Origin of the sequence: Rhodococcus shunpengi (assembly GCF_048381395.1) — a bacterium.
Taxonomy (GTDB): Bacteria; Actinomycetota; Actinomycetes; order Mycobacteriales; family Mycobacteriaceae; genus Rhodococcus.
In genome coordinates, this window is sequence record NZ_JBLWIU010000008.1 from 539,490 (window position 1) to 551,230 (window position 11,741).

Sequence of the window (11,741 nt, forward strand, 5' to 3'; positions counted from 1 at the left end):
GTGTCCTATCGGCCTTGAGAGATGAATCCGAGCAGGTCGTGGCGGGTGATGACGCCGACGGGCTTGCCGTCGTCGATCACCATGAGCGCGTCGGTGTCGCCGAACGCCTTCGTGGCGGAGTCGATCGACTCGCCCACGCCGATGTTCGGCAGCGGCGGGCTCATGTGCTTCTCGACCGGATCGGCGAGATTCGCGCGACCCTCGAAGACGGCGCTGAGCAGTTCGCGCTCGCTGACCGAACCGGCCACCTCACCTGCGGTGACGGGCGGTTCGGCACCCACGACCGGCATCTGCGAGACGCCGTACTCACGGAGGATCTCGATGGCGTCGCGCACCGTCTCGGACGGGTGGGTGTGCACGAGGTCGGGCAGGTCGCCGCTCTTGCCGCGCAACACGTCGCCGACGGTGGAGTCGTCGGGCTTGCCGTCGAGCGGCGCGCGCAGGAAGCCGTAGCTGGCCATCCACTTGTCGTTGAAGATCTTCGACATGTAGCCGCGGCCACCGTCGGGCAGCAGCACGACGACGACCGCGTCGGGGCCCTCACGCTCGGCGACCTGCAGTGCGGCGACGACAGCCATGCCGCACGAGCCACCGACGAGCAGGCCTTCCTCGCGGGCGAGGCGACGGGTCATCTCGAACGAGTCGGCGTCGGAGACGGCGATGATCTCGTCGGGGATCGACGGGTCGTAGGCGGAGGGCCAGAAGTCCTCACCGACACCCTCGACGAGGTACGGCCGGCCGGTGCCGCCCGAGTACACCGAGCCCTCGGGGTCGACGCCGACGACCTTCACTGCACCGTTGGAGACTTCCTTGAGGTACCGGCCGGTGCCCGAGATGGTGCCGCCGGTGCCGACGCCCGCGACGAAGTGCGTGATCTTGCCGTCGGTGTCGTTCCAGATCTCCGGGCCGGTGGTCTCGTAGTGGCTCGCCGGGCCACCCGGGTTGGAGTACTGGTTCGGCTTCCAGCCACCGGGGAGCTCACGGGCGAGACGGTCGGAGACGCTGTAGTAGCTGTCGGGGTGCTCCGGCGGGACCGCGGTCGGGCACACGACCACCTCGGCACCGTAGGCCCGCAGCACGTTGCGCTTGTCCTCGCCGACCTTGTCGGGACACACGAACACGCACTTGTAGCCGCGCTGCTGCGCGACCAGGGCCAGGCCGATGCCGGTGTTGCCGGAGGTGGGCTCGACGATCGTCCCGCCCGGCTTCAGTTCGCCCGACGCTTCGGCCGCATCGATCATCTTCACCGCGATGCGGTCCTTGGAGCTGCCGCCGGGATTGAGGTATTCGATCTTCGCCGCTACGAGCCCCGATCCGGGTTTCACCACCGTGTTGAGCTTGACGAGGGGGGTGTTTCCGATGAGGTCGATGACGGAATCCGCAATGCGCATGACTCCATGTTCCCACGTCGTGGCTTTCCGGCAGGGGGACGGTGTACACCCCCCGGGAAAACACCCCTGCGAAACGACCCCTGCGAAACGACGAAGACCCCGGACCGTGGTCCGGGGTCTTCGTGGCGTACTGCTAGTCGTTCTGGAAGTAGCTGAGCAGTCGCAGGATCTCGACGTACAGCCACACCAGGGTGACGGTCAGGCCGAGGGCGACGCCCCAAGCGGCCTTCTCGGGGGCCTGTGCGCGGATCAGCTGGTCGGCGGAGTCGAAGTCCAGCAGGAAGCTGAACGCCGCGATGCCGATGCACACGAGGCTGAAGATGATGGCGATCGGGCCGCCGTCGCGCAGGCCCAGGCCACCGTCGATGAAGAAGCCGGCGATGAGGTTGCCCAGCGCCAGGACCAGGACACCGACGAGGGCGCCGACGATCATGCGGGTCAGGCGCGGCGTGACGCGGATGGCGCCGGTGCGGTACACGACGAGCATGCCGAAGAACACGCCGAAGGTGCCGAGGACGGCCTGCGCGATCAGGGTCGCGCCGCCGGCGCCACCGAACGTGATGTCGGTGAACATGAACGACAGCGCGCCGAGGAAGAAGCCTTCCGCGACCGCGTAGGCGAGGACGATCGCCGGGTTGTCCATCTTGCGGCCGAACGTCGCGACCAGCACGAGGACGAGACCGATCAGACCGCCGCCGATGACGAACGGAGCTGCCAGGCCGACGTTGGAGTTGACCAGCACGTAGGAGATGAGTGCCGAGACGGCGAGCACACCGAGCGTGATGCCGGTCTTGGTGACGACGTCGTCGATGGTCATCGTCCGCTGGTCGGTGGGGCGTGCCCACGGATCCGTCTGCGGCTGACCGAATTGCTGGGTGGCCTGCGCGGCGCCTGCCGTCGCAGAGCCGAACGTGGCGTATCCGCCGCCCTCTTGCTTGGGCAGGTTGCGGAACACCGGGTTACTGGTGGTGCGCACCGTGCACTTCCCTTCTCGTGGTCGCTTCTGTCCGTTCAACGAGGCAGTGACCTCACGAGTTCCCGTTTCGTCGAGAAAGCTCGGACTAATCGGACTCTACCGGCTCCGTACCGACCTGGTCACCGTGAACTTGCGGTTGCGGCCCTCGACGCGGGTCGGCCCGACGATGCCCGACAGCGCGGGGCGGTAGTCGAGGTGGCGGTTGTAGACCGTCCACATCTGTCCTCCCGGGCGGAGGATCCGGGCTGCGGCGTCGAACATCTTGTGGGCCGCGCCGGTGTGCACGGTGGCGCCGATGTGGAAGGGCGGATTGCACACCACCAGGTCGACCGACCCGGCGGCGATCGAGCTCGCGGCATCGTCGCGGAGCGTGTCGATCCGGTCGGCGAGTCCGTTCGCGGCGGCAGTCTCCGCAGCGGAGGCGACGGCGGCGGCGGAGTGATCGGTCGCGATCACGCGAACGTCGGGCAGTTGCCGGGCGAGCATCGCGGCGAGGATGCCGGTGCCGCAGCCGAGGTCCACCGCGAGCTGCTCGTCCGTGTCGCTACGAGGCAGGTCGAGGTTCGGGAAGTGGTCGAGGAGGAAACGGGTGCCGATGTCGAGACGCGGGCCGGCGAAGGCGGCCCCGTGCGCGACGACGGCGAGGTCGAGTTCGGCGAGCCGCTCACGGACGGGATAGGAGGCCGGTCCGGGTGTTGCTCCGCGCGCGGTGAGCACCCGCGACTTCTGCCGTCCCCGCGACGCGCGGACCTCGGCGAAGGACGCACCGAGGACGTCGTTCATCGCAAGGCTGATGTGCTTGTCGCGGCCACCGGCGAACACGACGACCTCGGGGTCGGCGTGGCGGGCCACGGTCTCGGCGATCTCGGTGAGCGCCGAGAGCGAACGGGGAAGACGCAGCAGTACCACTCGGGCACCGGCGAGCAGGTCCGCGTCGAGTCCGCAGGAACGATAGCGGTCGGTGAGATCCTCACGTTCGGCGTTCGCAGCCAGCGCGCGTTCGGCCACCACCGAGTCCTGATGCACCCGGATCCGCTCCGCGCCGAACCGGACGGCCGCACCCAGGGTCAGGGCACCGTACTGGTCGTCGACGACCACGATCGTGCCCGGCGTTGCGGATTCCAGGGCGGGGGCGGCTTCGTCGAGGAGCAGGCGATCGGCCCCGTCGACGGCGAACAGGTTGGGCGCTTCCACATCCGGGAAGCGCCTCAACCTGTCGTACAACTCGTCGATCAACACTCGACCGTCAGCACTCGCCCTTTCCGGCGTTCTCGATGGCACGCAGGGTGTCGGCCTGCTCCTCTTCGCTGAGATCCTGCCAGGCCGGGAGCTGCTGCTGGGCGTCGGCGACGGCCTGGGCCGCTGCCGCGCGGTCCTGGCCCCACCCCTCGAGCTCGTCGAGGTAGGGCAGCAGAGCCTCGCAGTTCTCCTCGTAGCTCTTGCCGAGTTCGACGCTGGTGCCCGAGGTGCCGGCCTCCGCCGAAGCCGAGGTGCTCGTCGTGGTGGTGGTCTCCTCGGCCGAGTCGGATCCGTCCGAGGATCCACACGCCGCCGCAAGCAGGACCACACCTGCACCGAACAGCGCCGCGAGAGTCTTCTTCATCTATGTCCCACTTCTGGTCGCAGTGTCGTTTCGTCCGTTCCCGGTGAGGCACCGTGGTCCGGCCGGACCACGTTAGACCAGGGGCGACGCACGATCTGCAGCGGGCGTGCACATTTCGAGACTATCCTGGGGAAACGGCTTCCCGAGGTGATTGCGCCGATGACCGAGAACGATCCGGCCGCCACTCAGCGCGCGCCGATTGTCGACGTCGCAGAGACCGACATCGTGCGCGCGCTGCACGATGCCGGTTTCACCGACGCCGTGGAGATCGGCCGCGGCGGCTTCGGTGTGGTCTACCGCTGCCGGCAGGCCGAACTCGACCGTGACGTCGCGGTGAAGGTGCTGCGCCGCTCCCCCGAACCCGCCGATCTCGAACGCTTCCTGCGCGAGCAACGCGCGATGGGGCGGCTCTCCGGCCACCCCAACATCGTCACCGTGCTGCAGGCCGGGGCGACGGGCACGGGCCTGCCCTATCTGGTGATGCACTATCACCCGCACGACTCTCTCGACACTCGCATCCGGCGGCACGGGCCGATCACCTGGCCGGAGGCGGTCCGGATCGGGGTGAAGGTCGCCGGTGCACTCGAGACGGCGCATCGTTCCGACGTCCTGCACCGCGACATCAAGCCCGGCAACATCCTGCTCACCGAGTACGGCGAACCGCAGCTGACGGATTTCGGTATCGCCCGCGTCGGCGGCGGCTTCCGCACCACTGCCGGTGAGATCACCGGTTCCCCCGCGTTCACGGCACCGGAGGTGCTGCGCGGTCATGCCCCGACTCCGGCCGCCGACGTCTACGGCCTCTCCGCGACCCTGTTCGCGGCGATCACCGGTCACGCCGCCTTCGAGCGGAAGGAGGGCGAGAAGATCGTCGCGCAGTTCGTGCGCATCACTTCCGAGCCCGTCCCCGACCTGCGCGGCGAGGGCATCCCCGACGACGTGTGCGAGGCCCTCGAGCGCGGCATGGCGACCGATGCCGAGGACCGGCCGCAGACGGCCGCCGAGTTCGGCGATCTGCTCCGCGACGTCCAGCGCGCCCACAACCTGCCGATCGACGAGATGGCGCTGCCCGGGTCACCGCCGTCCGGCCCGTTCCCGCCGCGCTCGGCGCCACCGCTCACCGGGCCGGCCTCGACGGTCTCCGGCCGGTCGTCCACGGTCTCGGGACGCACCGGTCCGTCCACCGCACCGTCGACCAGGTTCCGGCCGCCCTCGACGTCCCGTCCCCTGATCGAACGCAGTCGTCTGATCTCGTTCCTGCGGGCCGGCGGACGGCGCCGTCTCATCGCCATCCACGCCCCCACCGGCTTCGGCAAGTCCACCCTCGCGGCGCAGTGGCGCACCGTTCTCGCCGCCGAGGGAGTGCCGGTCGCGTGGTTGACGGTGGACAGTGACGACAACAACGTGCTGTGGTTCCTCGCGCACCTCGTCGAGGCCATGAAACAGATCCGGCCCGTGCTTGCGCGCGAGCTCGGCCAGATCCTCGACGCGCACGGCGACGAGGCCGAACGGTACGTGCTGTGCACGCTCATCGACGAGCTGCACCGCACCGACACCGCGGCGACGCTGGTGATCGACGACTGGCACCGCGTCACGTCGACGGAGACCGTCGCCGCTCTCGAGTTCCTGCTCGACCGCGGATGCCATCACCTGCAGCTCGTGGTGACGAGCCGCAACCGATCCGGACTTCCGCTCAGCCGCATGCGCGTTCGCGACGAGCTGGTCGAGATCGATTCGACGGCACTGCGGTTCGGGGTGGACGAATCGAACGCCTTCCTGCGCGACATCGGCGGGATAGACCTCGACCCCGAGGACGTGGAGGATCTCACCCGCACCACGGAGGGGTGGGCCGCAGCCCTGCAGCTCGCGTCGTTGTCGTTGCGCGACAGCGACGATCCGTCATGGCTCATCGAGAACATCACCGGCCGGCACCACGCGATCGGTGAGTTCCTCGCCGACAACGTGCTGGCCGGTCTCGAACCCCGGATGTACGAATTCCTCCTCGCGACCAGCATCACCGAATCGATCAGCGGCGGCCTCGCCGCGGCACTCACGGGCGATCCGCGCAGCCAGGCGATGCTCGAGGAGGCGGAGGAACGCGACCTGTTCCTGCGGCACGTCGACGACGAACGCGTGTGGTTCCGCTATCACCACCTGTTCCTCGACTTCCTGCGGCGACGTCTCGAACGCGACCATCCCGACAAGGTCGCGGATCTGCATCGCACCGCCGCCGACTGGTTCGCCCGCAACCGCATGCTGCAGGAGGCCGTCGACCACGCCCTCGCCGCCAACGACACCGACTTCGCCGTCGACCTGCTCGCCGACGACGGCATGTACCTGATGGAGCACGGTCACATCGCCACGCTGCTCGCCCTGATCGACAAACTGCCGCCGCGGGCCGTCGCGAACGATCCGCGCCTGCTGCTCACGCAGGCCTGGGCGAACAGTGCGCTGCTGCGGTTGGACCGGTGTCGCAGAACCCTCGCGGCGGTACGGGAACTGCTCGACCGGGGGGTGACGGACAGCTACGACGTCGAAGCACTGCGCATCGAGGCGGATGCCGTCGAGGCGTCGATCCTGATGAACTCCGACCGCATCGACGGCATCTACGAGCTCATCGCGCCGTGCCTGGAGAATCCGACCTCCGTGCACCCGTGGGTGGTGGCGGCCGCAGCCGACTTCGCCTCGTACGCCGACATCTTCCGCTTCGACTTCGCCTCCGCGATCGGGCGGCAGGAATGGGCGGAGCCCTACCACCGCGAGACCCGCGGACCGTTCGCGTCGATCTACGGTCAGTGCCTGTGCGGCATCGCGGCGAACGAACGACTCGACGTCGCCGCGGCCGAGAAGTACTTCCGCACAGCGCTGCGCCGAGCGCGACGCAACGGCGGGATCCACACCCACGGAGGGCGTCTCGCCGCTGCCATGCTCGGAGAGCTGCTCTACGAACAGGGACGGATCGCCGAGGCCGAAGCACTGCTCGACGAGAGCAACCTGCTCGGAATAGAAGGCGGTGGAACGGATTTCCTCATCGCTCGCTTCGGTACCGCTGCGCGCCTGAAGATGTTGCAGGGCAACCGGGAGGCAGCCGTCGCCCTGCTCGCCGAAGGACTGCGGGTGGCGGCGCTGCACGACCTGCCACGCCTGCGGGCACGCATCGAGAACGAACGGGTCCGGCTCGGGATCACCACCCCCGGCCCTTCGACGCGCACGATGCCGGAGAACACCACACCCCACCCGGACGGAACCGTCGAGATCACCCTCCAGATCGAGGACTCCACCGCGATCCGGCTGCTCAGCGAGAGCGGGGAGCCCGAGGCAGCGGAGCAGGCCGTCGATTGGGCGCGGATGTGGGTGCAGCGCACCGCCTCGCGTCCCCGCGCCCACCTGCAGGCCCACCGTCTGCTCGCCTCCTGCCTGCACGCGGCCGGGCGCATCGAGGAGGCCGAGGAGACCCTGGCCGTCGTGGTCGACGCGTGCGCGGCGCGCGGGATGGTGCGCTATCTGACCGACGGCGGGCCACACGTGATCGCCACGCTCACCTCGATGCAAGGGCGGATCGAGCAGGGCCTGTGGCCTGACGATCGGCCACGGATCGACCTCGGGTTCGTCGACGAGGTGCTGCGATTGGTAGACACCGAGCATCGTCCTGTCGTGTGAACCTCCTACGGGGGACGTGGTGTGAACCTCTCGTATTGCGGGGATCCTGCCGAGGTGACGGACCGATACGACAACTCCATCCGGACCCGGCGGTGGGCCCACGGGAAACTCGTCGACGAAGGTTTCCCGCTCTCCACTGTCTCGGAGCATCTCGCCGATCCCGAGGCCCTCGTCTGGGTGGACCTGTGGAATCCCGAGCACGCCGCTCTGCTCGAACTCGCCGAGGAATGGAACCTCGACCCGCACGCCGTCGAGGATTCGCTCGCACACGGCGAGCGCACGAAGGCCACCCGCTACGCCACCCATACCTTTCTCACGATCTACGCGACGCACCTGTTTCCGGATTCCGAGGACGAGGATCAGGCGCACGAGTCCCGGCTCCGCACCACGCGGATCTCCGCCTTCGTCCTGCCCCGCGGCGTCGTCACCGTTCGTCGCGGCACTCCCTTCGACATCGACGAAGTGGTGCGCCGGTGGGACGAGAACACCGACCTGCTGCAGTACGGGCCGGGTGCGCTGATCCACGGCCTTCTCGACACGGTCGTCGACGGGCAGTTCGAGACCATCCAGGAACTCGACGACGCCGCCGAGGATCTCGAGGACTGCCTGTTCGAGGACGGTGCCTCCACCCGGCAGATCCAGCGCCGCGTCTACCGGCTCCGCAAGGAACTCGTGCAGCTCCGGCGGGTCGTGCTGCCGATGCGCGAGGTCGTCAACGCCGTCCTGCGCACCCGCGCCGAGAGCAACCACCACCCCGAGCTCGACAGCTCCTACAACGACCTCTACGACCACGTGATGCGTGCTGCGGAGTGGACCGACTCGCTGCGCGAGATGGTGAACACCGTCTTCGAGACGAACCTGTCGCTGCAGGACGCGCGCCTGAACATCGTCATGAAGAAACTGACGGGATGGGCCGCGATCATCGCCGTCCCCACGGCCGTCACCGGCTGGTACGGCATGAATGTGCCCTATCCCGGAGTAGGCGAGGCGTGGGGACTGATGAGTGGGGTCGGGATCATGGTCGTGTCGGCGATCGTGCTGTACGTGCTGTTCAAGCGCCGCGACTGGTTGTGAACCCGCGTTGCTCGGTGAACGGCTCTGTTCAGAGGAAGACCACGAGCAGCACGACGATCACGACGACCACCGCGACGGCAGCGATCACCGCACCCGCCGAACGCCGGCGCTGCACCGGCCCGTCGCGGACGAGTTCGGGATCGGCGTCGGGCGCGTCCCCGATCGGGTCGTTGTTCTCGGGACCGGAGTTGGTGGGATGCGACATCGGTCTCCTCCTGGCTGTCTGTGTCGAAGTCTGACACGGACGAGTCGGTCGTGTTCGGTTTCAGGCTGTTCGGGCCGGGTACTCCGTCAGAGCAACGTTCGATGACACAGGAGGACCCCATGGCCGACTTCGTCGACAAGGCAAAGCACAAGGCAGAAGAAGCGGGCGGCAAGATCAAGGAGAACACCGGTCAGGCGACCGGCGATCGTGATCTCGAAGCCGAGGGTCGCGGCGATCAGACCTCCAGCGGTCTGAAGCAGGCAGGCGACAAGGTCTCGGATGCCGTCGAGAACGTCAAGGACGCTTTCAAGAAGTAGCCCCTGAACTGCGCGGTGCCGGTAGTTGCGACTACCGGCACCGCGCTGTTGAGGTGCTCGACACCGCGTCGTTCGTTCGGGTACCGCACCGAGCTGTGCCGGTGCGTGTAGCACCCCGCTCTCACGGGGTGCTGCCGGGACTACTTCGAGGAAGTGCCTTCGGTGTCGTCGAAGAAGTGCCAGGTGCCGTCCTGCTCGTTCTGAGCCTCCATGCGCCAGCCGAGTTCGCTGTTGTCGGCGCGCTGGTCGACGAACCAGGCGTGCGCGTCGTCCGCGCTCTCGATTTCCTTGGTATCCACGACGTTCCCGGTCGGGTCGATCACTCTGTAGGTAGCCATGCCGAGTGTCTTCCCACGCGACTCGCCGGTCAAACGTCGCGCGAACCTTCTGGTGTAGGGTGGAGTCATCGTTCGGCTCGCACATGATGAGCAACCTCGCACCACAGTGCCCGAAGGTTCCGAACCGGACGTGAGAGTTCCCCGCCGCGTGTACCGCGGCCCCTCTTCTTCGCACTGCCCGACGGCCGGGGTCTACCCGGCCGCACCCGAAAGGACGGCCATGAGCCAGAACAAAGAATTCGACAATCCTCTCTTCCTCGCGCCCACCACTCCGGAGGCCGACGCCGAGACCGAACCCGTCACCGCTGTCGCCGAAGTGAGCGGCCCCCACGACTACACCTCGATCTTCTCCGCGCGCGGCGCCTGATCCCGCCTCATCCGACTGTGAAGCTTCCGCCTCGGTCGGCTGCAAAGTCGGCCAGCGCCTGCGACACCTGCTCGGGCCGCCCGTCGTTCTGATCGGCGGCCGCCGTGAGCACATCGAGGTGGTTGTATCCGGGCAGAATCCACCGGCGTTCGTTCGGATGATCCGTCTCGGGCAACGAGATACCTCCGTTCGCCACCAGCGTCACCACAGGATTGCGCGTGACACCGTCGCGGTGGAGATGACCTTCGAAGCGGGTCGCCGATGCGAGGTCGAACGGAAGCCTCGACGGGAAGTACCACTCGGTGAAATCCAGTGGTGGCTCCGACAGATTCCGCGCCAGCTCCGCGATCGACGTCACCTCGCTCCCCCGATCGGTGTACCGCGCCTCGTCGGGTGACGACGCTTCAGTGCTCACCTCGTCGTAGTCGAGCCACCGGTAGACGACTCCCGGATCCGCGAAGACCGCCGGCGACGCCTTGAACGCATCGCCGAAGAATCCCGACCCGAGCACCTCCGGCGTGGCGGGAACAGGAAACAGCTTGTCGCGCACGGGTGCCCCGGTGATGAATCCGACGCTCGCCTGCAGGAACCCCAGCGGTTGCGAATTGTCGTCGAGGATCGCGCCGAGCACCGCCTCGTTGGTCGCGTTCAACGTCCGCACGTCCGGGTCGCCCGTCGCGAACATCGCGTAATCCCCCGCCAGCAGAGTGCGCAACGTCCAGTCGATGTTCGGGTTGTCGGGCATGCGCGGGACGATGCCGTCGATGCCGTCCGGGTCGAGCCGTGCCGCGAGCCCGGTGAGTGCGAGCAGATTCGTCGTCTCCGGGTTGATGACCGCGGGAAGTGCCAGCACCGGCGACGCAGTGGAGATCGATCCGGACAGCGCATCGAGCGGAGCGGACACCGTGTCGGGCAGATCCGGGAGCGCGCCCCGGCCCGGGAAGGGCGCTCTGGCTCTGATCACCGTATCGAGCGCGAAGTACCCGCCGCACTGGTTGTAACCGGCGTCGTCGATGGTGGCGGGATCTCCGTCGAAGTCCCATTCCGCGAAGTAGCCGGTGATGAAACCACCGAGAGAATGTCCGCCGCACAACACTTTCCGTTTCCGCAGTTCCGGGTCGGGAAGTTCGTGACGCAACAGGTCGTACTGGTCGCGCAGCGTCTGCTCGAGTCCGACCTGCGAAAGCCACGCGACGTCGGCGCCGCTCGCGTGGCCGGCGAATCGTCGCCCGTCCACTTCGGCACCGCGGAAGTAGTAGTCGGTCGCGGTGTCGAGCGAACCCGTCCGCAGTGCCGCCCGGGTACCGGTGTGGTCCTCGAGGCAGTTCGATCGCCGGTCGAGTGCCCAGAACTCGACATGGGCACCACGAGCCGCGGCCGCGATGACGGTGTTGCGCGCGACGCTCTCGAACGCGCCCGCTCCCTCGAAGATCCCGGGCTGGGCGACGAGGATCCGGTCGGCGTCGGCCGAACTCTCCGGTCCGTCGGCCGACCGCCACCGCAGATACGACAACCGGTCGCACGCGGCGGGTCGCGGTCCCGCTTCCGCCGGCAGCGGCGCGGGTATCGACACTACGGACCCGAGCACCTCGCCGGCCAGTGGCGCCGACGAGGTGTACGGCATTTCGGTGCGTCCGGTCGGCTCCGACGCGGTGCGTCCGGTCGGCTCCGACGCGGTGCGTCCGATCGGCTCCGACGCGATGTGTCCGATCGGCTCTGCCGACACCACCGATGCCGTGAGCACACTTCCCATCACCGCCGCAGCCAGTGCGGCGCCCATCCTTGCGCGCATCCCATCCCCCGATCGGTT

Annotated in this window: 11 protein-coding genes; 4 read left to right on the forward strand and 7 right to left on the reverse strand. The window is 68.0% G+C overall.

Annotation, left to right across the window (positions count from 1 at the left end; translation table 11 throughout):
• Positions 1-5: 5 nt before the first annotated feature.
• From ACNJ7K_RS03255 to ACNJ7K_RS03270, 4 genes are all read right to left on the reverse strand, one after another.
• Positions 6-1,391, reverse strand: coding sequence for a cystathionine beta-synthase (locus tag ACNJ7K_RS03255; protein WP_006553874.1), 1,386 nt, complete (start codon positions 1,389-1,391; stop codon positions 6-8).
• Positions 1,392-1,524: 133 nt separating this feature from the next.
• Positions 1,525-2,367 carry a Bax inhibitor-1/YccA family protein gene (locus ACNJ7K_RS03260; protein ID WP_071934511.1) on the reverse strand — a complete coding sequence of 281 codons (843 nt, stop codon included), beginning with the start codon at positions 2,365-2,367 and terminating at the stop codon, positions 1,525-1,527.
• A gap of 96 nt (positions 2,368-2,463) precedes the next feature.
• Entirely contained in the window at positions 2,464-3,606 is a 1,143-nt protein-coding gene (locus ACNJ7K_RS03265) for a class I SAM-dependent methyltransferase (RefSeq protein WP_487041182.1), read from the reverse strand.
• Between the two features lie 7 nt (positions 3,607-3,613).
• On the reverse strand, positions 3,614-3,970 hold the full coding sequence (locus tag ACNJ7K_RS03270) for a hypothetical protein (protein ID WP_120281737.1): 357 nt from the start codon (positions 3,968-3,970) through the stop codon (positions 3,614-3,616).
• 159 nt (positions 3,971-4,129) lie between these two features.
• On the opposite strand from ACNJ7K_RS03270, the gene ACNJ7K_RS03275 reads away from it, so the two are divergent.
• Both ACNJ7K_RS03275 and ACNJ7K_RS03280 read left to right on the forward strand, forming a co-directional pair.
• Positions 4,130-7,630, forward strand: coding sequence for a protein kinase domain-containing protein (locus ACNJ7K_RS03275; RefSeq protein ID WP_487041183.1), 3,501 nt, complete (start codon positions 4,130-4,132; stop codon positions 7,628-7,630).
• 54 nt (positions 7,631-7,684) lie between these two features.
• On the forward strand, positions 7,685-8,704 hold the full coding sequence (locus tag ACNJ7K_RS03280) for a magnesium transporter CorA family protein (RefSeq protein ID WP_268655297.1): 1,020 nt from the start codon (positions 7,685-7,687) through the stop codon (positions 8,702-8,704).
• Between the two features lie 28 nt (positions 8,705-8,732).
• Here ACNJ7K_RS03280 and ACNJ7K_RS03285 read toward each other — a convergent pair whose 3' ends face one another.
• Positions 8,733-8,909, reverse strand: coding sequence for a hypothetical protein (locus ACNJ7K_RS03285; protein ID WP_162836410.1), 177 nt, complete (start codon positions 8,907-8,909; stop codon positions 8,733-8,735).
• Positions 8,910-9,028: 119 nt separating this feature from the next.
• On the opposite strand from ACNJ7K_RS03285, the gene ACNJ7K_RS03290 reads away from it, so the two are divergent.
• Positions 9,029-9,226, forward strand: a complete 198-nt coding sequence (locus ACNJ7K_RS03290) for a CsbD family protein (protein ID WP_026060957.1) — start codon at positions 9,029-9,031, stop codon at positions 9,224-9,226.
• Between the two features lie 140 nt (positions 9,227-9,366).
• Here ACNJ7K_RS03290 and ACNJ7K_RS03295 read toward each other — a convergent pair whose 3' ends face one another.
• The gene (locus ACNJ7K_RS03295) at positions 9,367-9,564 is read right to left on the reverse strand and encodes a hypothetical protein (protein WP_006553868.1); all 198 of its coding nucleotides are present in this window, start codon (positions 9,562-9,564) and stop codon (positions 9,367-9,369) included.
• 220 nt (positions 9,565-9,784) lie between these two features.
• Between ACNJ7K_RS03295 and ACNJ7K_RS03300 the strand changes: the two genes are divergently transcribed.
• Positions 9,785-9,931, forward strand: coding sequence for a hypothetical protein (locus tag ACNJ7K_RS03300; protein ID WP_174247080.1), 147 nt, complete (start codon positions 9,785-9,787; stop codon positions 9,929-9,931).
• 7 nt (positions 9,932-9,938) lie between these two features.
• On the opposite strand, the gene ACNJ7K_RS03305 is transcribed toward ACNJ7K_RS03300, so the two are convergent.
• Entirely contained in the window at positions 9,939-11,723 is a 1,785-nt protein-coding gene (locus ACNJ7K_RS03305) for a hypothetical protein (RefSeq protein ID WP_487041184.1), read from the reverse strand.
• Positions 11,724-11,741 lie beyond the last annotated feature (18 nt).